At 43.3% G+C, this 24545-nt stretch carries 24 protein-coding genes; 7 read left to right on the top strand and 17 right to left on the bottom strand.

Annotated features, from left to right (window positions below; all coding sequences use genetic code 11):
* Nucleotides 1–11: 11 nt before the first annotated feature.
* The 8 genes from QH73_RS26715 to QH73_RS26680 form a co-directional block, all read right to left on the bottom strand.
* Complete coding sequence (locus QH73_RS26715) at nucleotides 12–524, bottom strand: acyltransferase (protein WP_132867272.1); 513 nt, start codon at nucleotides 522–524, stop codon at nucleotides 12–14.
* Between the two features lie 38 nt (nucleotides 525–562).
* Nucleotides 563–1858, bottom strand: a complete 1296-nt coding sequence (locus tag QH73_RS26710) for an ABC transporter ATP-binding protein (RefSeq protein ID WP_039713704.1) — start codon at nucleotides 1856–1858, stop codon at nucleotides 563–565.
* 16 nt (nucleotides 1859–1874) lie between these two features.
* A complete protein-coding gene (locus QH73_RS26705; protein WP_039713705.1) occupies nucleotides 1875–2708 on the bottom strand; it encodes an ABC transporter permease in 834 nt (277 codons plus the stop codon).
* 286 nt (nucleotides 2709–2994) lie between these two features.
* On the bottom strand, nucleotides 2995–3585 hold the full coding sequence (locus QH73_RS26700; protein ID WP_052289781.1) for a hypothetical protein: 591 nt from the start codon (nucleotides 3583–3585) through the stop codon (nucleotides 2995–2997).
* A 24-nt stretch (nucleotides 3586–3609) separates the two neighbouring features.
* Nucleotides 3610–5208 carry an S-layer homology domain-containing protein gene (locus tag QH73_RS26695; RefSeq protein WP_039713706.1) on the bottom strand — a complete coding sequence of 533 codons (1599 nt, stop codon included), beginning with the start codon at nucleotides 5206–5208 and terminating at the stop codon, nucleotides 3610–3612.
* 499 nt (nucleotides 5209–5707) lie between these two features.
* Nucleotides 5708–6937 (bottom strand): glycosyltransferase family 4 protein, encoded by a 1230-nt coding sequence (locus QH73_RS26690; protein WP_039713707.1) that lies wholly within the window; start codon nucleotides 6935–6937, stop codon nucleotides 5708–5710.
* A gap of 92 nt (nucleotides 6938–7029) precedes the next feature.
* Nucleotides 7030–8172 carry a DegT/DnrJ/EryC1/StrS family aminotransferase gene (locus QH73_RS26685; RefSeq protein ID WP_236147189.1) on the bottom strand — a complete coding sequence of 381 codons (1143 nt, stop codon included), beginning with the start codon at nucleotides 8170–8172 and terminating at the stop codon, nucleotides 7030–7032.
* Between the two features lie 17 nt (nucleotides 8173–8189).
* Nucleotides 8190–8609: a cupin domain-containing protein gene (locus QH73_RS26680; RefSeq protein ID WP_236147188.1), complete on the bottom strand. Its 420-nt coding sequence runs from the start codon at nucleotides 8607–8609 to the stop codon at nucleotides 8190–8192.
* A gap of 110 nt (nucleotides 8610–8719) precedes the next feature.
* On the opposite strand from QH73_RS26680, the gene QH73_RS26675 reads away from it, so the two are divergent.
* On the top strand, nucleotides 8720–8896 hold the full coding sequence (locus tag QH73_RS26675; RefSeq protein WP_165587792.1) for a hypothetical protein: 177 nt from the start codon (nucleotides 8720–8722) through the stop codon (nucleotides 8894–8896).
* A 377-nt stretch (nucleotides 8897–9273) separates the two neighbouring features.
* Here QH73_RS26675 and QH73_RS26670 read toward each other — a convergent pair whose 3' ends face one another.
* Entirely contained in the window at nucleotides 9274–10494 is a 1221-nt protein-coding gene (locus QH73_RS26670) for a 1-acyl-sn-glycerol-3-phosphate acyltransferase (protein ID WP_039713710.1), read from the bottom strand.
* Nucleotides 10495–10610: 116 nt separating this feature from the next.
* Nucleotides 10611–13196 carry a leucine--tRNA ligase gene (gene leuS / locus QH73_RS26665; protein ID WP_039713711.1) on the bottom strand — a complete coding sequence of 862 codons (2586 nt, stop codon included), beginning with the start codon at nucleotides 13194–13196 and terminating at the stop codon, nucleotides 10611–10613.
* 14 nt (nucleotides 13197–13210) lie between these two features.
* Between leuS and QH73_RS26660 the strand changes: the two genes are divergently transcribed.
* On the top strand, nucleotides 13211–13765 hold the full coding sequence (locus tag QH73_RS26660) for a gamma-glutamylcyclotransferase family protein (protein WP_309476537.1): 555 nt from the start codon (nucleotides 13211–13213) through the stop codon (nucleotides 13763–13765).
* 83 nt (nucleotides 13766–13848) lie between these two features.
* On the opposite strand, the gene QH73_RS26655 is transcribed toward QH73_RS26660, so the two are convergent.
* Together QH73_RS26655 and sigG are read right to left on the bottom strand one after the other, a co-directional pair.
* Nucleotides 13849–14430: an anti-sigma factor family protein gene (locus tag QH73_RS26655; protein WP_039713713.1), complete on the bottom strand. Its 582-nt coding sequence runs from the start codon at nucleotides 14428–14430 to the stop codon at nucleotides 13849–13851.
* Nucleotides 14431–14596: 166 nt separating this feature from the next.
* A complete protein-coding gene (gene sigG / locus QH73_RS26650) occupies nucleotides 14597–15256 on the bottom strand; it encodes an RNA polymerase sigma factor SigG (RefSeq protein WP_039713714.1) in 660 nt (219 codons plus the stop codon).
* Between the two features lie 8 nt (nucleotides 15257–15264).
* Here sigG and QH73_RS26645 point away from each other — a divergent pair, with 8 nt between their 5' ends.
* Nucleotides 15265–15507: a hypothetical protein gene (locus QH73_RS26645; protein WP_132867270.1), complete on the top strand. Its 243-nt coding sequence runs from the start codon at nucleotides 15265–15267 to the stop codon at nucleotides 15505–15507.
* Here QH73_RS26645 and QH73_RS26640 read toward each other — a convergent pair.
* The 3 genes from QH73_RS26640 to QH73_RS26630 form a co-directional block, all read right to left on the bottom strand.
* Nucleotides 15495–15683: a QAALIT motif small membrane protein gene (locus tag QH73_RS26640; RefSeq protein ID WP_039713715.1), complete on the bottom strand. Its 189-nt coding sequence runs from the start codon at nucleotides 15681–15683 to the stop codon at nucleotides 15495–15497. The two genes, QH73_RS26645 and QH73_RS26640, sit on opposite strands and share 13 nt — an antisense overlap.
* A 320-nt stretch (nucleotides 15684–16003) precedes the next feature.
* Nucleotides 16004–16549 carry a late competence development ComFB family protein gene (locus tag QH73_RS26635; protein WP_039713716.1) on the bottom strand — a complete coding sequence of 182 codons (546 nt, stop codon included), beginning with the start codon at nucleotides 16547–16549 and terminating at the stop codon, nucleotides 16004–16006.
* A gap of 90 nt (nucleotides 16550–16639) precedes the next feature.
* Complete coding sequence (locus tag QH73_RS26630) at nucleotides 16640–17500, bottom strand: M23 family metallopeptidase (protein WP_039714551.1); 861 nt, start codon at nucleotides 17498–17500, stop codon at nucleotides 16640–16642.
* A gap of 362 nt (nucleotides 17501–17862) precedes the next feature.
* Between QH73_RS26630 and QH73_RS26625 the strand changes: the two genes are divergently transcribed.
* Nucleotides 17863–20190 (top strand): monovalent cation:proton antiporter family protein, encoded by a 2328-nt coding sequence (locus QH73_RS26625; protein WP_039713717.1) that lies wholly within the window; start codon nucleotides 17863–17865, stop codon nucleotides 20188–20190.
* Nucleotides 20191–20215: 25 nt separating this feature from the next.
* Here the strand turns inward: QH73_RS26625 and QH73_RS26620 are convergent, their stop codons facing one another.
* On the bottom strand, nucleotides 20216–20452 hold the full coding sequence (locus QH73_RS26620) for an Hfq-related RNA-binding protein (protein ID WP_039713718.1): 237 nt from the start codon (nucleotides 20450–20452) through the stop codon (nucleotides 20216–20218).
* A gap of 188 nt (nucleotides 20453–20640) precedes the next feature.
* On the opposite strand from QH73_RS26620, the gene dapF reads away from it, so the two are divergent.
* The 3 genes from dapF (at nucleotide 20641) to QH73_RS26605 (ending at nucleotide 22742) form a co-directional block, all read left to right on the top strand.
* Nucleotides 20641–21480 (top strand): diaminopimelate epimerase, encoded by an 840-nt coding sequence (dapF, locus tag QH73_RS26615; protein ID WP_039713719.1) that lies wholly within the window; start codon nucleotides 20641–20643, stop codon nucleotides 21478–21480.
* A 71-nt stretch (nucleotides 21481–21551) separates the two neighbouring features.
* Nucleotides 21552–22016, top strand: a complete 465-nt coding sequence (locus QH73_RS26610; RefSeq protein WP_039713720.1) for a MarR family winged helix-turn-helix transcriptional regulator — start codon at nucleotides 21552–21554, stop codon at nucleotides 22014–22016.
* A 105-nt stretch (nucleotides 22017–22121) separates the two neighbouring features.
* Complete coding sequence (locus tag QH73_RS26605) at nucleotides 22122–22742, top strand: DUF8737 domain-containing protein (protein WP_039713721.1); 621 nt, start codon at nucleotides 22122–22124, stop codon at nucleotides 22740–22742.
* A gap of 293 nt (nucleotides 22743–23035) precedes the next feature.
* Here the strand turns inward: QH73_RS26605 and QH73_RS26600 are convergent, their stop codons facing one another.
* Nucleotides 23036–24532, bottom strand: a complete 1497-nt coding sequence (locus QH73_RS26600) for a helix-turn-helix domain-containing protein (protein WP_052289782.1) — start codon at nucleotides 24530–24532, stop codon at nucleotides 23036–23038.
* Nucleotides 24533–24545 lie beyond the last annotated feature (13 nt).

Raw genomic sequence — 24545 nt, 5'->3', positions numbered from 1 at the left:
GTTATTCATATTTAGCTATTTAGCGATCGCAAAATCTGCCGCGTTTGCTTGCATTCACGCACATCGTTCATAGCACGAGCAGGGACCCCCGCCACAACTGCATAATCGGGAACATCACGAGTTACTACCGCTCCAGCTCCAATTATGGCTTTTTTTCCAATTGTTACTCCTGCAAGAATGGTGGCATTACTACCAATAGAAGCACCGCACTTTACCCAAGTCTTGACTACATGCCAATCAGTCTCAGTTTGCAGACTTCCATCTTCATTAGTTGCTTGCGGATAAAGGTCATTAGTAAACATAACGCCATGACCGACAAATACTTCGTCTTCTAAAATGACACCTTCACAAATAAAAGTATGAGATGAGACTTTACATCTAGCTCCAACTAAGGCGTTTTTTTGGATTTCCACAAAGGAACCAATTTTTGTTTCATCTCCAATTACACAACCATATAGATTTACGAGATGAGGATGAAAAATTCTAACTTGAGTGCCTAACTTAACATCATCATTTATTGCCATAATTTTATTGAAATTTGCTTGCTAGATCAAACTTAAATTTAGGATTTCGAGGAGATTTCCAATGGCTGTTCTACAACTTGCCAAATAGCATCTTCTAAGTAAGTGCATTCGTCTTGTTGCCACGGATAATCCTGTCGCTCAATACTGTGCATTGTGACTTCAAACGGACAAATATGAGTCAAATTTTCTAATAAATTACTACTGCGTCGCTCAGCAAACCATGTTCTTAAGGTGAACGAACCCATGTAGAGTCTAAATTTTGGAATCTCGCATCTGATAACAAACAATCCTGCCTCTCGACGAAAAGGTATTTGGTCATCGAATTTCCAAAAAATACAAATGGGTTGTTGAAATTCATTCAGTACCTGAAAAGAGAAACATAGGCTTTCATGCGGTTGAGCCACGTTTAATGCAAATTCAAATGTAATCGGTTTTCCCCAGCAGTGGACTCCTTCCTCTTCAGATGTATGTACCTGCGCCCAAGCTATGTAGTTACCAGTTTTATCCGCAGAAGCTTCGTAATATGCAGGCTGCTCGTCTGAAAATTTTGCTCCAGCAATATATAACTGCACCGCTTTACTAGTATGACCGTCAAATTGAACGTTTCCCTTGGAAAGCAGTATGCAACGCTGAGTCAGTTGGGCAATAGCTTGCATACTATGGCTGACAAACAAAACTGTTCGTCCTTCTTTGGTTGACACATCACCCATTTTTCCCAAACATTTCTTTTGAAATGCTGAATCGCCTACTGCTAAGACTTCATCCACAATCAAAATTTCTGGTTCCAAGTGAGCAGCAACAGAGAAAGCAAGGCGAACGTACATTCCAGAAGAATAACGCTTGACCGGAGTATCTAAAAACTTTTCAATTTCAGCAAAGGCAACAATTTCATCAAACTTTTTTTTAATCTCAGCTCTACTCATGCCTAAAATAGAACCGTTAAGATAAATATTTTCTCGTCCAGTTAGTTCTGGGTGAAATCCCGTTCCTACTTCTAGCAAGCTGGCTACTCGCCCTTTAGCAATTATATTTCCTCTAGTAGGTTCAGTAATGCGACTCAAAAGTTTTAATAGTGTCGATTTCCCTGCCCCATTGCGTCCGATAACACCAATAGCTTCACCTTGTTTAATCTCAAAAGAAACGTCTTTTAATGCCCAAAATTCTTCACGAGTTGGATGATAAGTTCTGCGATCGCGCTGCTTTATAAAGCGATGTTTAAAAGATTTGACTCCGTTAGCTAGCGTGTCTCGCAGTGTGGTGTAACATTCTTGCTTTTGATGGCCGAGAATGTACTTTTTGCCTAAATTTTCGACGCGAATTACTGAATCTGACATGGTTTAAAGTTTTGACTTAAATTACGTCTGCAAACGATCGCTCTACCTTGCGAAAATACCAGATGCTACTGGCAAATAGTAAAGTTACTAATCCTACAGACAACATAAATCCTTGCCAATAGAGTTGAGTCTCTCCACCAAGAATTGCCCAACGAAAACCATCAATCACACCTACCATTGGGTTAAGTGAATAAACCAAGCGCCATCGTTCGGGTACGATACTGCTACTAAATCCAACCGGAGAAATATACAAACCAAACTGGACGATGAACGGCACAATAAAGCGAAAATCGCGGTATTTAACATTCAACGCCGATAGCCACAATCCGCCACCGATAGCAGCGACAAAAGCGATCGCCATAAATAATGGTAGTGTCAAAATTCGCCAGGAAGGAATAAAGTTATACCATGCCATCAGACCTAACAAAATCATGCCTGAAACTAGGAAATCTACAAAACTGACAACAATTGCACTAGCAGGCACAATTAAACGGGGAAAGTAAACCTTGGAAATCAAATTAGCATTAGAAATAAGACTATTGCTACATTCTGCAAGAGCGCTAGCAAAAAATTGCCAAGGTAACATAGCTACAAACACCATAATTGGATATGGTGCGCCCTCAGCAGGTAGTTTTGCTAGTTTGCCGAATACTACTGTAAAGACAATCATGGTTAAAAATGGGCGCACTAATGCCCACGCAATACCGATTGCAGTCTGCTTGTAGCGCACTAAAATGTCTCGCCAAGCCAGGAAGTAAAACAATTCGCGGTAGCGCCATAAATCTTTCCAGTACTGGTGTTCTGTTCTACCAGCTGCAATAATTAATTCAGATTGACCGTGGTTTGTCACAAGTAGTCAGAGTAATTACTTAGTAAATGTCTAATGTCAGCTTGTATGAAAAGCAGGCTAGAAGCCTACCCATGAACACTTGATGTTCTTCTTTGAAATGGATATTTTGCTTGCTTCATAGCGGTTCTCAATTGGGTAAAATATACGATCTGTAGGGGCGCACGGCTGTGCGCCCCTACAAGTGTCACGCACGCAATCGAGAATTGATATCAGGAATTATTGGTGCAAGATATCAATGGAAAAACATCTTGTTTGAAAGCAGTCTGTAATGTTACCCTCTAAAAAACTAGGGACGAGCATTAGCTTTTGGAGAATTAGCTTTTGTCAAAGCTTCTGCTAGTTGTAATAGTGCTGCTTTTACCGCTTGCAATTGTGGTGCAGCAACTTGCAAAAAGTTTCCATTCCCACTATTAACTAAAGCGTTGTAGGCTTCTATAGCCCCTACTAATTTACCAGGAGAAATTACATTCCCAGCAGTTAGCCCTTGCAAACTTTTAACAAATCCTGCTGCTAATTTTGAATCTGCGCCTGCCGCAACTAAAGTGTTTTGAAATTGAGTGGCAGCTGAAGTAGGATTTCCAGTTTCAGTCAGTATGCTTGCTAGTGCTTGCTGCGTCTCTGGGGGAATACCAGCGATCGCCCCTTTTGCTAGTAAACCGTTAAGCGCAGCAGCAGCTCGATCGATCGCAACTTGAGCAGCAGGATTAAAACCGCCATTCGTTCCTGGGACAAAAGCACCGCCAACAATATCGCCGGTAGTTATAATAGCGCCCGTGACATCTGATTGGTTGTACTTCTGAGCCAGAGCGGGTAACGAACTAACTAGCAGAAATGATCCTAAAGCTAAACTAAGAAAGAGCTGGCGTTGAACATTCATGATTTTGATTCCCTTCGTCACGACTTAGAAACGACCGACATAACCGACACCGAGAACAAATCGGACACCATCACCAGCATTGCCAGTGACATCGGCAAGAGATGGAGTAATGACTAGAGGTAGACTTCGGAAAGGTACGACAGATACACCTAAGTTCAGATCTTGACCCGTCCAGTCTGCAATTAGGGAAAGTTGTTCAGTCGCTTGCAAGCCCATGCTGCCAAAAACATTAACCGTATCGTTACCGTCTTCTACGTCCTCTTCCGAACGGAAGCGACCACCACCTAGACCTACTGAGGTCGTAATCTTACTAAAAGGCTTTGCTGCATCCTCGGTGAGACTGAAAACTTTACTGACTACGCCGTAAAGACTGCTACCACCGTCAGTCTCGCCCCAAATAATTGCATTCTCTACCCCAACCGCAATTCCAAAGTTCGCAGGCAGAAGTCGATGCAGTTTGAAACTAATCGTCCCATCCCCGAAAGTGTTTCCATATAAATCGACAGCTGTAGCCGCAATTTCTAGACCAACGGCTTTACTTGCATCGCCTAAACCAAATCCAAATGAAGCCGCTCCATCCGATTTGCTCGTATCGCGCGCTCTACCTTGAAAACTCGTACCGAAGAAGGCACTACCCCAACCCGCACCATATGCCGTGGGCGAACCAACGCTCGATCCGCCACCTGGTACTGACGGTCTAATCAGAGCTGTTAACGGTGTCACTTCGATACGATACTGTTGACGCAGTTTTGCCACTTGCTCGGGTGTTAGTGGCTGCGGTTCTGGCGTGGATGCTGCTGGAGGAGTTGCTGGCTGCAAACCAACGACATATTCAGCTATTGGATCGTCAGCTCTCAGTTGCGGCATTTCACCCTGGTTCGCTAAAGCTTGGTAGATAAATGCTGCGACATCTGCACGGGTTGCCGTTTGATTTGGATGCAGTACATCCTTATTGGGATAGTTTACGACCAAGCGATTTGCTGTTGCCGCTGCCACTGGACTACGGGCAAAGTCGGGAATTTCTGCTGCATCTTGATACAAGGTATCGAGCAGGGTGGAAGATTCCGTTTTTGCCGACAAGTTCAGTCCGTTGGCTAGAGCTACTAATACTTGGACGCGGGGAATGTTTTGCTCTGGTAAAAAAGTGTTGTTGGGATATCCAGCCAGAAAGCCTGTTTGATAAGCTGTCTGAATTGCATCCTTCGCCCAGTAATATTCCGGTACATCTGCGAAAGCGATCGCGTTGCGGTTAGATTGTTGTGGAAATGCTTTAGTGACAATTGCGGCAAATTGAGCGCGAGTTACTGGCTCGTCTGGGCGAAAACTACCATCGGGAAAACCTTGAACGATACCCCGCGATACTAATCCGGCAATAAAACTCTGCGCCCAGCTACCCTGAATATCATTTAAAGTCGATACTTGCGCTAAATCGGAGGCTTTAAACTTTCGACTTTGCAACACCTGTTCTAATGCAGTTGCACTATTTTGCTTCAGTGCCATAGCGCGATCGCCTAATTGTTTTTGGGCGATCGGCACAGGATTGGCATTGGCTTTGTAGCTCAACTCGCAACAAGCAAGAGTTGCCAAGAGAATAGTGGTTGTAGCAGCTTTAACAATACACATTACAAGTAGCTCAGTGACTTAGAGAAATTTACCAACTTCAAGACAGACGTATCCGCAGGAATTACCTTGAGTTAGTAACTCCTCACACACCTTTGAGGCAAAATTTACTGATGAAATGAGCCTAATTTTTCAGATAAGTTGTCTATCTAGAAGAAGTTAAAAGTTAGCCTGAACTAACTCAACTTCAAACGAAGTTTAGCCGCCTTTTTCCGTATCCCCATGCGTGGTTTCACTGAATTAACTTTTGGTTTACGGAGCGATCGCAATGACCATCAGTAGATCCACAGGATGAGCTTATATATACGTAGGGGCATACAACAACTCTTGCACGCCCCTACATACGTAAGTGAAGAATAACTTTTCTGCGTGCCTCCTACCTGCTTTGGCGATCGTAAGGTTTTACCTACTCCAACAGCAATACGGTTCAGATAAGAAGATCCCCCCAACCCCCCTTGTTAAGGGGGGCTGGGGGGATCTTTGAGGATCGAGCGCTTTTAACTCAACCGTATTGACTCCAACAACGCCGCAGCGATTCAAATTCAGTAATCATTTCAAATGCAGCCTTGACGTAATCTTGTCCCGTCCATTTTGCCGCTCGTGCTAATCCTCGTTGTACCAATGTTTGCCGCAAAATTGGGTCATCGTAAAGTGACTTAATCGCCAAAGCAACCTGCCGTTCGTCTCGCTGGTCAACTAGTAAAGCGGCATCTCCCAACTGCTCTGGAGCGCCTGACACGTTGGCAGCAACAACCGGACAACCTAAAGCAAATGCTTCCAAAGGAGGTATGTTATCAGGTCCGCAAAAAGACATAAAAGCTAGAGCAAATGCATGGCGATACAGGGGAACTATATCGGCTTGCGGTACAAACCCTAGAAAGTGAACTTGGCTAGATAAGTCGAGATCGGCAACAACTTGCTGAATATAGTGCTTGTTTCCCTTTTCCGAGCCAACAAATACTACGGGTAAAATTAAATTGAATTGCGATCGCAGCCATTTAACCGCCATTAATAAAGCGACATGATTTTTGTGCGCCCAAAACTGTGCGGGATAAAATAGGTAATTTTCCGGTATATTGTACTTCTCTAGGATGTAGCGATCGCTGTTATATGGAGCATTCAACGCCCATTCAGGCGTGGGAAAAGGCAAGATCTTAATTCGGTCAGCTGGTACTTGATAAAATCTTTCGACTTCGGCTCTACCTGCCTCTGTACCAGTCACGACAATGGAAGCACACCTCAGTACTTTTGCGTAAAACTGTTCTCGCTCGTCCCATTGTCCTTGGGTGCTGAGTTCTGGAAAGCACGGCTGTACCCGATGCTGTAGATCCCAAAGTGTAGTAATGTAAGGAATTTCAACTGTGCGAGTACTCGGTTCTAAATACCAGACTAGATCGATTTCATTACCCAAGATCGCAACTAAAATTACGTCTTTGAATACGCTGTTAAGTTTGAGTAGGTTTTTTGATTGTCGTAGTCTTTTCAATAGCTCTTTGGCAATTTTTAATGGCTGAGACAACAATAAATTTCTGATACTGTGATGCAGCGATCTATATTCAATATGTTGCCCCAACGAAGGTGCTTGAGATAATTTTTTGTCCCAGCTATAGACGATAAAAGTATGACCGCTTGCCCCACCAAATTCAGCGATCGCTCGAAATACTTCGTTTTCAAACGTAAAGCCTCCCCCAATTTGGGGAGTAAAATTTGATAAAAAAATCCCAACCCTCATTGAATCTCCTATAGCGCAAGAAATGCTGTAAGTGAAAATCAAATATAGGGTGGACATTGCCCACCCTACTATTTAACTAATTTGGTAAAAAATTATGGCGATCGCAAAATTTCTTTGACGACTTCGACGACTCGTTCCATCTGTTCGTCAGTTAAAGCTATACCACTGGGAATGTAGAAACCGCGACGAGCGATATTTTCTGCTACTGGACAAGACTCGTTAGTAAACAATCCCATTTTGTGGAGAACAGGTTGTTCGTGCATAGACCAAAAGAAGGGACGGCTACCAACTTGATGATGATGCAAGCGCCTCATTGCCTCTTTAGCATCAAATGGAATTTCATCTTTTAGGACTAATGCATAGACCCAGTAAATATTATCGGCGTAGTCAGTCTGTGGAATTGGCAATTGTAAGCCAGGTATATCTGACAATAGCTCGGTGTAACGTTGTCCCATCCGGCGTTTACGAGTAATGAATTCGTCCAATCTTTCGAGTTGCGCTACACCTAAAGCAGCTTGAATATTACTCATCCGCAGGTTCCAGCCGAGTTCTTCATGAATGAAACGCTGCTGGGGTTGAAAACATAAATTTCGCAGAGAACAACAACGTTCAGCTAGGCGATCGTCATCGGTGAGAATCATCCCACCTTCGCCTGTAGTAATATGTTTGTTCGGATAAAAGCTAACGGTACTAATATTACCAAAACTACCGCAGGGACGATTTTTATAAGTTTGTCCGTGCATCTCAGCTGCATCTTCTATAATTTGCAACCCATACTTTGCTGCTAAAGCAAGTATTGGCTCCATATCTACAGGTAATCCATAAATATGAACTACCATGATTGCTTTGGTTTTGGGTGTGATATTAGCCTCAATCTGTCTCACATCCATATTCCAGGTATGAGGATCGCAATCGACAACAACGGGTATAGCACCAGCACGAACAATTGCTGCCGCGCAGGAAATAATTGTGAAAGTAGGTAGAATGACTTCATCACCCGCACCAATACCTAGTGCTAATACAGCAGCGTCTAAAGCTACGGAGCCATTACTAACAGCAATGCCATATTTACGCCCTACTCTTGCCGCAAACTGTTCTTCAAATTGTTTAATAAATGGTCCTTCAGAGGAAATCCAACCAGTATCAATACATTGATTTAAATACTTTTTTTCATTGCCATCTAACAGTGGTTCGTTGACAGGAATATAATCAAGCATATGTTTGTCATTTGTCATTTGATATTTGATATTTGTTACTGGTTGTTGACAAGGAGTAAGCGATCGTCGGCTAGCTGAGCTTGTTCTGCTTGAATTCCCACAAATCGAGTTTTATCTAAATCGCCAACGTAGGGTCCTTGCTTGACTTCAAACATTTCAATTTCTTCTAATACTTCAAAGCCATGTCCTCCTGCAATTAAAAGAATCACGTCGCCAGTTTCGAGAATATAGCTTTCTAAATATTGCTGAGATTCATTATAAAAATCTACCCGCAGTCTACCTTTTTTGATTAAAAGAACTTCTTGGGTATACTGCACTTCGCGTTTGACTGGATTGTGGACGTGAGGCGGAATAATTTTTCCAGTAGGATGACGCATATAAGCTAATTGTTGTGAAAAATCGCCCGGAGTAAAAAAATGAATTCCAGGCGCTTGAAATTTATGAGAAACAATCATGGCTATTAATATATTTTCGTACTTAATTTCTCGGATCATACTGCTGTTCTAAATAAGATATATGGTTGATATAGTTGCGATCGCACTTAGTTATAGCAATGTTATTTGTGATGTACGCAACTCCCGCTGCTGTGAAGATAGTCAGTTGTGAAGATAGCCAACAGCTAACCATCAACCGTCTAGCACGATCGCGAGATCTGCCTGAATTCAGCACAAATGGCTATATATTTGGAAAATCTCCATGCCAAAGCGATCGCTCGCATGAAGAGATAGTTCTTTTTCAGTAGATACCCTTAATTCAGTTGATGTAAGGTATTTTTTGCACTAAGTAATAATAGTTACTCTGTCACAGCTCACGGCTGCATACAATCTAACCAAATAATTTCATACAAGCAAAATTACAGAAATACGCTTCTTCTAGGCGCTGTCACTTACCGTCTGTTCAGTTCGATCTTGTCACCGGAGTATAGAGTATTTTCTGTTTCCTCGCATCGTAATGAATATTTAACTTATGTGTAAATCTTATCACGCTCAACTAGCGAATGTCATCCTTGCTAACATTGATACCATACTAGATTTTAAGTCACTAGCTATAACTATACTGAACGAGCCAAAAAACTCGACGATATACATCTATCGCCAACTACTAACTACCAACTACCATTTACCAATTACCATTTAACAAATTAAGATTTTGCTGTACTGTTTGTTGAACTTTGAGCGTAACAGCATCCACAGTGTTAGCACGATCGCGTTGATATTCTGTAAAGAAGTCTTTAAGATTTATTGGCTCTCCAATTTTAATTCTGGCGTGGCGATATCCTTTAGCTGGGGGTTTATCGATATCAAATACTTCTCGTTCTAGACGGGTGAGGGTATCTAAAAATCTTTCTGGTGTTGGGTTTTCAGCCACGTAACCATCGTAAATCGCATCAAAGTTTAGCAACCGCTTAATTGACTTTTCAATTAAGCTGTATTTATTAGCGCGATCGCCTGTTACAGTTTCGGTTTCTGCTGTTGTTTCTGACTCTAGTGTATCTACTTGAGTTTTGAGTACATATTCAACTCTATAGGTTCGTTCTCGCACTGGTTCTTTAGGATTAGAAGAAATTCCTAGCTGTTGTTCGCAGGATTCTAAAATATGCATCCGTAGCAGAGAAATACGATCGTTCCAGGTTAGTTCGTCTTTAGTAGGTGAATAAGTATCATATTCTCGTTCCATGCGGACTAAGACATGTTGTGCGATCGCTTGCAGGCGATCGTAATCTTTTAGACACGATTTTATATTTAATGCTTGTTCTAAACGGTTGAGAGTTTGATGAATAACTCTCTGCATATCTTGTGTATAGCGGTATTTAATACTAACTGGCAAAGCATATAGATCGGGTATTTCTCCTTGCTTAGCTAGCTTACTCATAGCCTGAAAAGCAATTTGAACAGCGCCAGCGCGGAAAGGCATGACCGTATCGTTTTGAAAAGAGCATCCTCCTTCTGGAAATATGACTAAACGGCAACTCGGTTGAGTTAATATTTCTATTGTTTGGGCAATACTGGGTCGATCGACTAAACCACGTCGAATAGAATAGACTCCTAATTGTTGAAAAATTCCAGTCATAAATCCTTGAAATAATTCATATGCTGACAAGTAGTAAAACTTTTGGTTTAACTGACCAGAAAGGGCAAAGATGGCAATTGGATCTTGAAATGTGGGATGATTTGGTAATAAAAGTATTCTGCGCTCGTTTAAAGCCTGAATTGTTTCGATGGATTCGCGATCGATACGTAGTTCAAATTTAAAAAAATAGGGGATAACAACTGGAGCAATAACTTGAGCAAAGTTAATCAAACAAGTATTAGGTAAAGGAGGATAAAAGTAATTTTTCATTTTTTACTGCAATGAATTTAGCGATTCATTTCCGCCATATATTTACTTGTACATATATTTAAAATCAAAAAGGTGGGCATTGCCCACCCTACAAAAGCTCGATTATCGGTTATCAATTACCCGAGCGCGAAGTTAACTAATTTTCCAGGTACGACGATGACCTTTTTAATTTCCTTGCCTTCGATATATCGCTGCGCGGGTTCCGATTCTCTTGCTAGCTTTTCTTGCATTTGCCGATCGGCTTGAGCGGGAACTTGAATCGTACCTCTAGTTTTACCATTAATCTGAATTACTAATGTCATTTCATCTGCCACCAAAGCATCTGGATCGGCTTTCAACCACGACTGTTTGTGAACCGATTCCTGGCGTGCGATCGCGTGCCATAATTCATCAGCAATGTGAGGCGCAAATGGAGCCAATAACAGAATTAATGTCTTAATTCCTTCTGCATACACTGGAGAATCTTTGCACGTTGCATCAGCTAGGGCATTGCTGAGTTTCATTAATTCAGAGACGGCTGTATTAAATTGATATTCGCCTTCTAAATCTTCGGTAACTGCTTGAATTGCCGTATGAATCGCCCGTCGCAAATCCTTTTCAATTTTGGATTTCGGATTTTTGACTTTAGATGGTTCTTTTGCATTTGGTTGCTGCGCAAATTCGGTGACTAATTGCCATACCCGATTCAAGAAGCGAAATTGTCCTTGAACATCTGCTTCATCCCACTCCAAATCTTTTTCTGGGGGTGCTTTGAACAGAATAAACATTCTGGCGGTGTCTACTCCATATTTAGCGATTACATCTTCTGGAGCAACACCATTACCCTTAGATTTAGACATAGTAGCGTAGACGAGTTTTAGCGGTTCACCTGTTTGGGGATCGCGAGGATCGTCTGCATTGACAATTGAGGTGGGAACCCATTTATCTTTGTCTGCCTTGTTGGGATTCATGTAAGTTAATCCCTGTACCATGCCTTGAGTTAACAGGCGTTGGAAAGGTTCGTCAAAGTTGAGCAAATTGCTATCCCGTAAGACTTTGGTAAAGAACCGCGAGTACAATAAGTGTAAAATTGCGTGTTCTATCCCACCGACATACTGATCCACGGGCATCCAGTCGTTGACTCGTGCTGAATCAAATACCTGCTTGTCATTCGTGGCATCGGGATAGCGCAAGAAATACCACGACGAATCAATAAACGTATCCATCGTGTCTGTCTCTCGCTTCGCAGGCGTGCCACAGGTAGGACAAGGTACGTTAACCCAGCTTTCCAACTGTGCTAGAGGCGAACCACCGCGACCCGTAAATTCTATATCTTCTGGTAGCCTTACGGGTAAGTCTGCCTCTGGTACGGGTACGATACCGCAGTTAGGACAATGAACGACAGGAATGGGTGCGCCCCAATATCTCTGACGAGAAATCAGCCAATCTCTGAGGCGATATTGAATTCTGGCTTTACCCCAGCCTTGTTTCTCGGCATATTCTACTACCGCTTGTTTGCCTTGTACCGAATCCATACCATTGAAAGAACCAGAGTTAATCATAATTCCTGGTTCCGTGTATGTCTCTTGTAGAGACGTTACATGTAACGCCTCTGCGTCGGTGTTTGGTGGCACAATGACCACTTGAATCGGAAGATTATTGCCTTGAGCAAATTGAAAATCTCTGGTATCGTGGGCGGGAACTCCCATGACTGCCCCAGTACCGTATTCATACAACACGTAGTCAGCAATCCAAATCGGAATTTCTACACCTGTAAACGGGTTAATCGCCATTCCGCCTGTAGGAATCCCGCGTTTGGGTTTATCCTCAGCCGTGCGTTCTAATTCGCTTTCGGCTGCAACTTCTTGAATAAATGCTTCTACTGCGGCTTTTCTGTCTGGCGTTGTCACCTGACGAGTCAAAGGGTGTTCCGGCGCTAGAACAACGTAAGTGACACCGTAAACCGTGTCGGGACGAGTGGTAAAAACACCGATTTTTTCCGAACTATCAACAATGGGAAATTCTAAATATGCCCCTGTAGATTTCCCAATCCAGTTAGCCTGCATTAGCTTGACTCGTTCGGGCCAGCCTGTCAACTGGTCGAGGTCTTGCAGCAATTCTTCGGCGTAGTCGGTAATCTTTAAAAACCACTGTTTGAGTAATTTTTTCTCAACTTTTGCCCCGCTGCGCCAAGAACGCCCTTCACTATCAACTTGTTCGTTTGCCAATACGGTTTGGTCAACGGGGTCCCAGTTGACAGCTGCTTCTTTTTGGTAAGCAAGTCCGGCTTGCAAGAATTGTAAGAAAATCCATTGCGTCCACTTATAATAATCTGGCGAACAAGTGGCAAGTTCTTTATCCCAATCAATTGACAAACCCAGCCGCTTTAATTGGTCGCACATTTGGGCGATATTGCGTTGGGTCCATTTAGCAGGCGGAATATTATTTTTAATGGCAGCATTTTCTGCGGGTAAACCAAAAGCATCCCAACCCATAGGGTGTAGCACCCGATACCCTTGCATTCGTTTGAGGCGAGCAATCACATCCGTAATCACATAATTGCGGACGTGACCCATGTGCAGGCTACCCGATGGATAGGGAAACATGGATAGGGCGTAGAATTTCGGCTTATCTTTGTTTTCTTCAGTTTTGTCTATACCTTGTTCTATCCAGGTTTTTTGCCACTTTTCCTCGATCGCTGCGGGATTATAACGGGACTCCACGAATGAGACTCCTAATGATGCGTTCGTGTCTGTCTCAATATTTTAAATTACTGTTAATGAGTAATTGGCGATCGAGAAGTCAAAAGTTAAAAGTTAAAAGTCAAAAACGATCGCTCACTATAAATAATGAATGGCAAATGACAAATGACGAGATCGTAAAAGTCTTCGTATATGGCACGCTTAAGCCGGGAGAGGCGAATTATCAGCGTTATTGTGCGGATTATGTGGTGGCAGCACGAGAAGCGAGCGCTTTGGGTCAATTATTTGACTTACCTTTCGGATATCCAGCCATGACTCCTGGTAGTTTCAAAGTCTATGGAGTTCTGTTTTCTTTTACCAATCCAGATATTTTACAGCAGCTTGACTGGCTAGAGGATTACGACCCGCAAAGGGCGATCGCTGAAAATGAGTATTATCGGCAGCAAATAGAAGTCTACGACACCTCTCTAGCGCCTATAGATCGAGCTTGGACGTACTTGATGACCCCAGAACAAGTACGCGCTTTTGGTGGCGTTTTTCTGCCTAATGGCTGGTGGAGCAGTCAGAAATCAGCGACCAGTGACCAGTGACCAGTTATCAGTCGGTAGTGGAACCAGTGGCTAGATTCCTTTCCGAGCGCTAGCCGCCAGTCAGTAGCCACTCACAACTCACTTCAATTAAAATTCTTATTTTGTGGATGTTGTTGTGGCTCTATTGGTCGATTATTTTGATTTTGTCTTTCACCATTTGGTGAAGGAATCACGATCTTGGGGATTTCTACCACTGGGTCGTTGATAGCGACCATAAGTGGCTCAATTTTGGAGAGTCGGGCAAGTTGTGCGATTGGTGAGTTTGGTAGGGTAGCGATCGCGCCTACAAACACAGCTGCAATGGCAGTACCACCCCATACGATTGCCCGCCGTTGCGATCGACGGTGTATCCTTTGATAGACCTGTTGAATAGTTTGTTCTACAGGTTCTTGTGTCGGTACTGGCAGCGTTCCAATTCCTTGACGGAGGTTGAGCAAGCGCTCGTACAGCCGTTTGGTTTCTGGGTCATGTTCTAGCCATGTTTCTACCTCTCGCCTTTCGGCGGCGGTAACTTCCCCGTCCAGATATGCGCTCAGTAACTCGAAGCGATCGCGCTTCAACATATCCATAGCACCGATTAATTGATTTGCCTCAATAGTATGGTGTTTATCTGTTTCCCCTGGTTCGGGGCGATTGTCGATCCAACGTTTTTCATCAGAGGTCATTTTAACATCATCACCCACTTATTCATAGATATGTCTAGATAAGTCTCTCTACTACGCTACTGAGTTTGCCCATATGCCTGAAGATCTTAAAGGCTGGAATTAGAGTTTCGATCTACTTGCAAACGTATATTCTTGTGTCATTGCTTTCTATCTTCAGACTGATTGATTATTGACCGTTAAGATAATTTTGCAGTTGCGATTGGAGTCTAGCTCTAGCTCTAGCAATTCTTGATTTGACAGTTCCTAGAGAAACGTTGGTAATTTCCGCAATTTCCTCGTAGGGCATTCCTTCAATTTCTCGCAGTACGATAGTTGTGCGAAAGACTTCGGGTAAATCTGCGATCGCCTCTTGCAACTGCTCGTAAAACTCTCGCGTTGTCAACTCTTCTTCAGGGCTGGGATTATCTCCGGCGATTTCCCAGTCCATTTCTCCATCTTCGGCAATGCGGGGAGTATCTAGAGATAAGGGACTTTTAACTCGCTTGCGTTTGCGTAATTCGTCGTAGAAGATATTGGTGGCAATACGACTCAACCAGCCTCGGAATTTAGCTGGCTCGTTTAGCCGCTTGATGTTGCGGTAAACGCGAATCCAAACTTCTTGAGCTAAATCTGCTCTATCTTGCCAATCAGGTGCTAAATGATACAAAATACGCTCTACATGCGGCTGATAGCGGCGTAACAGCTCGGCAAATGCAGCCTTGTCTGGACGCAGCCCAGCCTGACAGCGCAAAATGAGATCGCGATCGGATAGCTTTTCTACTGTCACTGGCGCTGGAGTAACCGTTGCGTGAACTGTTGACCAGCATACAGGAATTGATTGACTCATAAATGCCAATGGCTCGAAAACATTCCCGATTCATAGACTGCCCCACCTTACAGAAGTTCCCTACAGCAAGGCGGAATCTTTCTCAAGTTAGAGACGTGAATCTGATACCAGTATGTTCCCGAATAGGGAGCAGGGGGGAGAGAGCTGAGGGAGCTGAGGGAGAAAAAACAACACTCAACCATCAACCATCAACTGTCAACCATCAACTGTCAACCGTCAACCGTCAACTGTCAACCACTCACCACTCTTGAAAAGCTAGTTGCTGTCGGAGATCGCGGGGAAATATGACTTTCATTAAGGAGGATTTGGGGTTTTCTACGACCCGATAGCTGGGCTTCGCAGGTTCGTGGCTGATTGGTACGCCGACTCCAAGCAACAACTTGATGCACATGGTAATTGCGATCGCTAACATCAGCTTTTCTAACATCGCTTTTGTCCCCCACAACCACTAGCTGTACTTCACTTACAGTCACAAAACCGAGCGCCGACTTGAAACAACTGAAATCTAATTGCCAGAATTCTTTAGATATTTCTAGTTTGCCTATTTCTATCCTAAGATAGAAGCAAATCATAATACTATCTTAATATTTTCTTGCCTTTAGATGAAGATAGATTAAACTTAGTTTCAGCAAGTAATTGACAAAACTAATTTGTCTCCCACGCTCATGGTGGAAGACAATCTACAATCTGTCATTGGCAGTCTGTGTATTTGTTTTTGGCAATCGGCAATTAGCTATTAGCGATTAGCTAAGAAATCTGTTGCTCGAAGTTGGGTGCGTAGGCTTGGAGGAGCATACTGACTTGTTTCACCACCTCTTGACCACCGCTACTCTTACCGAGGGCTTGGCGTTCTGGGAAGAATTCGGGTCGGTCTAAACTACGGGCGATCGCTTCATCGATTTGTTGTACAATCAGCGCTGCCAGTTCTTCTTTTGCCCGCTGGCGTTGGTAATTAGCACCTTCTTCAGTCGTAGCATATAGGGGAGGAAGACGATTGAGTGCATAGGCAGCGATATCACCTACGTCTAGACTGTGACCGCTGGTAACTTTAATTTCTGCTACCCGTGCGATCACTTCAGTCAGCACTAACTCTTCCATTACGTTGATAAATTGTTTGCGCTGCACCGCTACAACTTCGCCAGTCAAGAGCGAACCCATCAACTTATCTAACGCCATATACTCTTCTATGGAAAGCTCGGAAGCAGTGTCACAGATTCTACCCACCTCTGCTTCCATGGCTGGTGTTAAATAGCCATCTTGAAGGGCTTGCTCGACAATTTGTTGAATGCTCATAACGCTGCTTTACCTATTTTGCTTTCCTATAGTTAAACTAATCCTGGATTGATTTTGCCCTGCTACAGCACAAAAATTAGCACCCTAAGTCTAATTCATTCCTTGTTCCCGCCAAGTTGTCGGATCGACTGCTTCCCCTTGAACGTAAAATCCCCAATGCAAATGGGGTCCAGTTGAAGCCCCCGTCGAACCCACCGCGCCAATCGGTTGTCCGGCTCTCACAATATCCCCTTCTCTAACGTAGATCCGACTTAAGTGGAGGAAAACACTCGTTACTCCTTGACCGTGATCGAGTCCAATTATATTACCGTGAACTCGAAACCCTTGAGATTCTAAACCGATTAACGAAACTCGCCCTGCGGCAGGAGCAACTACGGGAGAACCTACTGGACCTGCATAGTCAACGCCACGGTGGTAGTAATTTTTAGCAAATTTACCATTGTAATAGCGACGCACTCCGTAAATCGTGCTAACTCTGCCGCGATTGGGCTTAAGAAAAGGACCATTCCAAAATTTTTGCGGAGTAACGAGCGATTTAAAAGCTGCTACCCGACTCAGTTCGAGTTCGGTTGCTTCTAGCCCAGCCTTCCCTGGTCGAAAGTTAATTCTCTGCACGGGAAATTTACGATTTGCAACCCATACGGCTATATTTCTCACTTTGCCTTCACTGCTAATGTGAATTTCTCTTTTTCCTACTTTTTGTAAAGGTGTGGTAGGAATAAAAGCGCGAAATACACCAGGAGCAATAGCAAAAGCTGGATAAGTTTTGCGATTGACGGTCACGGTGGGGCTATCGCTGACATCGGGGTTGTTTGGTCTGACAACTACCGACAGCGTATCGCCTAAATGAGGCTTTGTAGGAATGACCCGCACCTGTAAAGCTTGGGCTGGTAAGGCTGAGACTAAGGTAATACCCAGTGAGAGTAGGAGAGCGTAGAAAGAATTCGGCATTCGGCATTCGGCATTCGGAATAGTTGGTTGTTGGTGGTTAGTTGACAGTTGTTGCTCCTCTGCTTTCTTCCCCGACTTGGGTAAGGGCGGGTTTAATCGCAGAACTTGTTGTTGTTGGCAGGGAGCTTCAAAAAAACCCACCCCTACAACTTCCGACCCCCGACTCCCGACTCCCGTTAATTGATTCATATACTCGCAAAAGTCCAGACTGATTGACCAACTAGATTAGCTTTATGGTCTCGATCCCCTATGAAAGCTATATCGAGTTTTTACAAAAGTAGATATGTTGTAATTGCTCCCAAATAAACTTAAAACTTCTGTATGCTGAAGTTTATATACCTTAATACTTCTTTTATAAATTTGTGCAAGAAGATTTTAGATTAATAGTTGACTTGGTTTTGGTTTTGGCAGTTGCGGCAGGTGGCGGCTTACTGGCGGCGTTATGCCGTCAACCAGTACTGCTTGGCTACTTGCTGGGTGGCATGGTTGTAGGACCAGCTGGACTAGGGCTGATTAAGGAGTTAGTCCAAGTTGAAACTCTCGCTCAATTTGGCGTTGCCTTTCTGCTGTTTGCCTTGGGTGTAGAGTTTTCATTTGCTGAATTAAAAAAAGTGCAGGCGATCGCCCTCGGAGGCGGCGGATTGCAGATTGCCCTGACAATTCTGGTCACGGTGTTGGTCTGTGGAGTTGCGGGAGCTTGGGAAATCTTACCTGCTAAAGGCGTATTCCTGGGGTCAATTTTATCTTTATCTTCTACCGCTGTCGTCCTCAAGTGCTTGATGGAACGAAACGAAACGGCGAGTTCTCACGGACAGGTGATGTTGGGAATTCTGGTCGTCCAAGATTTAGCACTGGGATTGATGCTGGCAGTTTTACCCGCACTAGACCAACCGCCGCAGTTAATTGGTATAGCGGTAGTAACGGCACTGCTGCGAATTGGTTTATTTGCTGCCGGAGCTGTTGCCGCAGGAATTTGGCTGATTCCTCCTCTATTACGCTTGTTGGCACGAACTGAAAGCAAAGAATTATTTTTACTAGGAGTCGTAGCGCTGTGTCTGGGAATTGCTCTATTAACAGAGCATTTGGGGCTATCGATTGAAATGGGGGCGTTTGTCGCCGGATTAATGATTTCTGAAGTGGAGTATGCCGACCAGACTCTAACTTATGTTGAGCCACTGCGAGATATATTCGCGACGCTGTTTTTTGCCGCGATTGGAATGCTAATCGATCCCGTGTTTTTGTGGCAAAACTTGGAGTTAATCTTAGGGCTGGTAGCTTTGGTTTTTGTGGGCAAGTTCGCGATCGTCATGCCCTTAGTGATGCTTTTCCGTTACCCGTTGAAAACAGCTTTGATTGCGGGATTGGGATTAGCCCAGATCGGAGAATTCTCGTTTGTGTTGGCAAGTGAAGGGCGATCGCTCGGTTTGGTGTCCCGTCCCGTCTACCTGCTGATTTTGGGTACGACTGCCGTTACGCTCGTTCTTACGCCTTTCGTATTACGACTCGTGCCAAAGTTATTGGAGTTACCTTGGTTGAGAAAATTCATTGAGGGGCAAGATTTACCGCTCGAAATTTCAGCCAACACGCCTCAACAAAACCATGTTGTCGTCTGCGGTTACGGGCAGGTTGGGAAAAACTTAGTGCGCTTGTTACAAGAACGCGATCGCCCCGTAGTCGTAATCGACCAATCAGAAAGCCGAATTCAGCAAGTCCGCGAGGCGGGCGTACCCTATGTATATGGCAATGCAGCTAGTTTACACGTATTAGAAAAGGCAGGGGTCGAACGAGCTAAGTCGCTGGCGATCGCCTTACCCGATCCGATGAGCAGCCGCCTGTGTCTGAAGCGAGCGTTAGAATTGTCGCCCGATCTCGATGTGGTAGTACGAGCAACTAAAGATAAAGATATTGAATTACTCTATCAGTTAGGGGCGAGAGAGGTCGTACAGCCGGAGTTTGAAGCGAGTTTGGAACTAGCCAGTCATTTGCTAGCACAGATTGGTTTAGCACCGATTTCGATTCAGCAAGAAATGCAGCAAATCCGCAATCACCATTATCTAGAGTTACGTCCAGAACGGACGGCGGCTCAAGTTTCGCGCGAATTGCAGCAGGCTACTCAAGATTTAAATAGCCGTTGGTACGCCTTACCAGCGGGTTCGCCACTCACGGGGATGACGCTAGAAGAAGCCGACTTGCGCTACTTGACGGGGGTGAGTTTGATGGCAATTAAACGGGCAAACGGGCAAGAGGTAGATTATCCCAATGCTAAGACGATGTTGGAAAAGGGCGATCGCCTATTGTTAGTGGGAGAAGCAGAAGAATTAGCCGCTTTAGAGGAATTGGCTCAAAGCGAGGCAACTGTACCAGAAGCCAATGCTGCTTGTCATTGGTTGATGGTAGCTGCTGATAGCCCCGCGATCGGTCAAACTCTAGGAGATCTCGACATTCGCCGTCGTTTTGGCATACAAGTCCAAGCGATTCGCCGCGACGGTAAATTTCTGCGGTTTCCCGATGGCAATATGGCTTTACGGGCAGGCGATCGCTTACTATTGTGCGGCGGGTACTTAGCAATGACGCAGTTGCAAAAGTTGCTAGCCGTCACTTCAAGTCCGCTCTCCAGTGTACCAGTGGTGAAAGCTATAGAAGCGGAAGCTTTGCGGGAGTATTTGCCGTTGGATAGTTGGAGAGAATAATAATGTAGGGCAAAGCCCTACATTATTATTCTTCTTCTCTCACTTCCCTAACTCTCGGTCTGAGGTAGGCGATCGCTTGTCGCCAAATTGTAGTGGAGCGATCGCTGTCATCAATTAGGCAAACGCAATTAGAATCTTGCCAGCCTAATCTACCCGTCAGCGAGTCGCCTGTCATGAGTTTCATTTCTACGACAATCTGACTTTTAATCAGAGATTGTACCTGCCGAATACTAGGTAATGCTGTATCGTAGTCGCTAGCCATGTTTATACTGAACTTTAATTCCTATATATTGATAGTTCCCTCGATTAGGCTTCCAGCTGTCATTGGAGAAGTCAAAAGTTAAAAGTCAAAAGTCAAAAGTTAAAAGTCAAAAAAGAGGAGTCGGAAGTCAGGAGTTGTTAAACCACTCCCTACTCCCTACTCCCTACTCCCTACTCACCGTTCTAAACATGACTATCGAATTTGTTAAATATCACGGGTTAGGTAACGATTTTATTTTGATTGACAATCGCGCCTCTAGCGAACCAATCGTTACGCCAGAGCAGGCTGTCAAACTATGCGATCGCCATTTTGGGATTGGTGCTGATGGTGTCATCTTTGCTCTACCTGGAACCAACGGCGCTGATTACACCATGCGAATTTTCAACTCCGATGGTTCGGAACCGGAAATGTGCGGTAACGGAATTCGCTGTTTTGCCAAATTTCTAGGAGATTTAGAGGCAAACACGAATCTTACCTCTTGCCTTCGCATTCATACTTTAGCTGGTATCATCGTCCCTCAACTCACTGCTGACGGTCAGGTGAAGGTAGACATGGGAGAACCAAGATTGTTAGCGGCGGAAATTCCAACTACCCTCACTGCTGCTGGAGAGAAAGTTATTAACCAATCTCTAGACGTTGCAGATCGAACTTGGTCAGTTACCTGTGTCAGTATGGGTAATCCTCACTGTATTACCTTTGTCGATGATGTGGCTGCTATTCCCCTAGAGGAGATCGGACCCCAGTTTGAACATCATCCAGTTTTTCCCCAGCGCACGAATACGGAATTTATTCAAGTCACAAGCAGAGATTACTTGAAAATGCGGGTTTGGGAACGCGGTGCTGGGGCAACTTTAGCCTGCGGTACGGGTGCTTGTGCTTCCTTAGTGGCTGGAGTACTAGTAGGAAAATGCGATCGCGTTGCTACTGTAGAGCTTCCTGGTGGCTGTCTGCAAATTGAATGGTCGCAAGACCAAAAACTTTACATGACGGGTCCGGCAGAGCGCGTGTTTGCGGGGAAGATCGAGTAATCCAACCGCAAACATCTAATGACATATCTTTAAAGCTTGACAAGTCAAATAAGTGTATATACACTTAATATATGTCAGAGCAAAAGACCCAATTTAATTTAGTTCAGCTAGGCAACGTTGCTAATACTTGTACCTGCTTTAATCTCCGCAAAGCCACTCGCGTTGTAACGCAAATTTTTGACGAGCAACTCAAGCCAAGTGGATTATTAATTACCCAGTTCACGATATTAGTAGCGATCGCTCAAACAGGTTCGGGAACGATCAACGATCTAGCCGCTCGCTTAGTTATGGATAGAACGACACTGACGCGCAATCTAAAACCATTGGAAAGAGAAGGTTTAGTTATCATTCAGCCAGGTGAGGATCGACGGATACGGGTTGTTTCCCTAACAGCAAAAGGTCGCGATGCATTGGCTACAGCATTACCTTTATGGGAACAGGCGCAAGCTTCAGTAATAAATAGATTGGGTAAACAACAATGGAGTTCGCTGCTAATGGCTTTGTCTAACACCGTATCCTTAGCGCAAGAGATCTAATGATTTCAAAGAGTCTATGCGCTCATTCCCGTCAAATAAGTGTATATACACTATTTTGATAAAAACTGCTCAAATTTAGAATTTTATTCAACGCAAGGAGTCTATATGAGTACAAACGGTCACGCTAAAAACGTAACTACAGAACGCTGTTTTGTCTTAATATTAACGATTTGGGGTACTGCCGTATTTGCTACGGGGTATTTCGGAATTCTCTCCAACATTAATACAAACTGGGTTCCACTGTTAGTTATGGCAGGTATTACCATTCCAGTTTTGGTGTACTATTTCAATGAAGATTTTAGGTCGTATATTTGGTCTATTGACCTCAAGCACCTCACTATTTATCATGTATGGCGAATTGTCGCAGCACTGATATTTTTCCATTATGGTAGCCAAAATCTGCTACCGATACAGTTTACGATTGACGCTGGTATTGGAGATTTAGCAGTGGGTCTATTAGTACCGATTGTTTTATTATTAAGAGAAAGCCGCAGTAAGTATCTTGTATTTCACACTTTTGGAATGTTAGATTTTGCGATCGCAGTTGGTACGGGTTTCACATTTAATGTTCTGCTGAACGATCCTTTAATGAGAAATATCATTACTTATCCAATCGTGCTTATTCCTCTTTACGGTGTTTGTATCACGGGAGCGCTGAGCATTATGACTTTGGATAGGCTTTTGAAAAACAAACACCATTCTGAAAAATTGAGAGATGAATCCTAGATATAAGTGTATAAACACTTAAATTTATTTAGTGAAAGCTTAAGCGTAAGGTTGGCATTGCCCACCTTACAATCAAAATATTAATTCAAGTAGATAACAGACATTACTTACCTTACAATTCAGCGATAGTTAATCAGCAAAACATGATATTATAAAGTTATATATAAAAGTTCAAAGCTACGTTTTTTGAGAACTATGCAAGTAACTTATTGTTGAAATCTATAGTCGCTCCAATAGTATCTTAAGTATTGATTTTTTAAAGATGGGCGATCGCCAAAAACCTCGCCATCTTCTCAACTTATTTCTTGATAGATTTGTTGAGTAAACTTTTCAGTCATATAATCTATAATTAACGAGCTTTGAATAAATTTTCCGTCATTTTTATCAATTAAACAACGACGGCAAAGAGAATTTAAAGTATTAACGAGCTGTTGTTTAGAGAGAATAGAAAGTAAATCGTCTTGCAATTCGATTACCGTAACTGGTTCTCGCTCGATCGCCAACCAATACATCACTTCTGTTTCTAAATCGGATAAGCGATTAAACTGAGAGTCTAGTAAATCTCGAATTCCGTCAAGAATAAAAACTTCCGATCGCCAACATTGTAAAAATTGAGAAATATTACCGTCAAACAAATCTTGAATGACAGCCGCAACTATTTTGAGACTAAGCGGATTACCACTGTAATAATCAACTAACTGTTGCCATTCTTCAGGACTTCCCCAAAAAGTATTAATCGTCTGATAAATAGTATTAATTTCAGTGACTTTTAGTCCAGTAAGTTGTAGCGATCGCACTGCAAGTTTTTCTCCTGAATAAGCGATAACTTCTTTAGGTTTTTCTCGGCTAGTGAGAATTAAGCAACTTTGATGAATTTCTGTACCCAAACGCTCGATCATCTCCCCATAACCTTCAAAACCTTCTCGATAACAGCCCAAGCGATCGTTGCTAGCCAGAATTGTTTCCCAACTATCTAAGATTAAAAGACAGCGCTGCTGACGTAAATAAGAGAGTAAAAGTGAAATGCGATCGCCCAATTTTTCTGGAAGATAAGGATCGAGTCGTTGAGTCAGGATGGGAATTATGTCTGACAATAATTCAGATAGAGAAGGTGCAGATTTTAGCGATCGCCAAATCGTACAGTCAAATTTATCCTGAATCTGAATTACTAACTTAGCAGATAAAGCAGTTTTACCAATCCCACCCATTCCTACAATTGCTACCACACGACAGCGTGAAATAGAGTTATTGTCACCTAAAATCCATTTTTCTAATAAAGCTAATTCAGTACTACGTCCGCAAAAAAGAGAAATATCAATTTCTGGTTCCAAGTTTTGGAAGTCGGGAGTCATCGGGGCGGGTTTATCAAAAGATTCACGGCTTACGTCAATAGATCTTTGCTCAAAACCCGTCCGTACAGGGGGGTTGGGAGTCGAATAGGAAGTAGGATTTAATTGTGAATTGTATTTGGGTGGTGTAGCATTAGTATCACTTGTAAATTGTGAATTGAATTGTCTGTCTGGTTCTGTACGCGCAAAGCGGAATGAATTACGTTTTAGTACGGCAACCAAATTATTTTTACTTACCTTTTCTCCCAAAACATGACTGAGACTTTGCCACAGTTGGGAGCCTGCATCTTTGAGATAACCAGCATCATAGCCGGAAGCTTTAGCAATTTCTGTGTAAGAATGTCCTGCCAAAGACTGTTGCAGCAAGATTTCCTGCACTTTGGATAAGTGTTTTTTTTCCAGAATTTGCTCGACAATCTTTAAGCCTAGTTCGACATCCATTATCAATTATCAG

The sequence above is a fragment of the Scytonema millei VB511283 genome, from assembly GCF_000817735.3.
Lineage (GTDB): Bacteria > Cyanobacteriota > Cyanobacteriia > Cyanobacteriales > Chroococcidiopsidaceae > Chroococcidiopsis > Chroococcidiopsis millei_B.
This window is presented reverse-complemented; position numbering and strand designations above follow the sequence as displayed.

What these genes read in the sequence shown, in the direction of transcription:
- QH73_RS26715 (WP_132867272.1), bottom strand. Translation starts at nt 524, where the DNA reads ATGGCAATAAATGATGATGTTAAGTTAGGCACTCAAGTTAGAATTTTT.
- QH73_RS26710 (WP_039713704.1), bottom strand. Translation starts at nt 1,858, where the DNA reads ATGTCAGATTCAGTAATTCGCGTCGAAAATTTAGGCAAAAAGTACATT.
- QH73_RS26700 (WP_052289781.1), bottom strand. Translation starts at nt 3,585, where the DNA reads ATGAATGTTCAACGCCAGCTCTTTCTTAGTTTAGCTTTAGGATCATTT.
- QH73_RS26695 (WP_039713706.1), bottom strand. Translation starts at nt 5,208, where the DNA reads ATGTGTATTGTTAAAGCTGCTACAACCACTATTCTCTTGGCAACTCTT.
- QH73_RS26690 (WP_039713707.1), bottom strand. Translation starts at nt 6,937, where the DNA reads ATGAGGGTTGGGATTTTTTTATCAAATTTTACTCCCCAAATTGGGGGA.
- QH73_RS26685 (WP_236147189.1), bottom strand. Translation starts at nt 8,172, where the DNA reads ATGACAAATGACAAACATATGCTTGATTATATTCCTGTCAACGAACCA.
- QH73_RS26680 (WP_236147188.1), bottom strand. Translation starts at nt 8,609, where the DNA reads ATGATTGTTTCTCATAAATTTCAAGCGCCTGGAATTCATTTTTTTACT.
- QH73_RS26675 (WP_165587792.1), top strand. Translation starts at nt 8,720, where the DNA reads ATGTACGCAACTCCCGCTGCTGTGAAGATAGTCAGTTGTGAAGATAGC.
- QH73_RS26670 (WP_039713710.1), bottom strand. Translation starts at nt 10,494, where the DNA reads ATGAAAAATTACTTTTATCCTCCTTTACCTAATACTTGTTTGATTAAC.
- QH73_RS26660 (WP_309476537.1), top strand. Translation starts at nt 13,211, where the DNA reads ATGATGCGTTCGTGTCTGTCTCAATATTTTAAATTACTGTTAATGAGT.
- QH73_RS26655 (WP_039713713.1), bottom strand. Translation starts at nt 14,430, where the DNA reads ATGACCTCTGATGAAAAACGTTGGATCGACAATCGCCCCGAACCAGGG.
- sigG (WP_039713714.1), bottom strand. Translation starts at nt 15,256, where the DNA reads ATGAGTCAATCAATTCCTGTATGCTGGTCAACAGTTCACGCAACGGTT.
- QH73_RS26645 (WP_132867270.1), top strand. Translation starts at nt 15,265, where the DNA reads ATGGCTCGAAAACATTCCCGATTCATAGACTGCCCCACCTTACAGAAG.
- QH73_RS26640 (WP_039713715.1), bottom strand. Translation starts at nt 15,683, where the DNA reads ATGTTAGAAAAGCTGATGTTAGCGATCGCAATTACCATGTGCATCAAG.
- QH73_RS26635 (WP_039713716.1), bottom strand. Translation starts at nt 16,549, where the DNA reads ATGAGCATTCAACAAATTGTCGAGCAAGCCCTTCAAGATGGCTATTTA.
- QH73_RS26630 (WP_039714551.1), bottom strand. Translation starts at nt 17,500, where the DNA reads ATGCCGAATTCTTTCTACGCTCTCCTACTCTCACTGGGTATTACCTTA.
- QH73_RS26620 (WP_039713718.1), bottom strand. Translation starts at nt 20,452, where the DNA reads ATGGCTAGCGACTACGATACAGCATTACCTAGTATTCGGCAGGTACAA.
- dapF (WP_039713719.1), top strand. Translation starts at nt 20,641, where the DNA reads ATGACTATCGAATTTGTTAAATATCACGGGTTAGGTAACGATTTTATT.
- QH73_RS26610 (WP_039713720.1), top strand. Translation starts at nt 21,552, where the DNA reads ATGTCAGAGCAAAAGACCCAATTTAATTTAGTTCAGCTAGGCAACGTT.
- QH73_RS26605 (WP_039713721.1), top strand. Translation starts at nt 22,122, where the DNA reads ATGAGTACAAACGGTCACGCTAAAAACGTAACTACAGAACGCTGTTTT.
- QH73_RS26600 (WP_052289782.1), bottom strand. Translation starts at nt 24,532, where the DNA reads ATGGATGTCGAACTAGGCTTAAAGATTGTCGAGCAAATTCTGGAAAAA.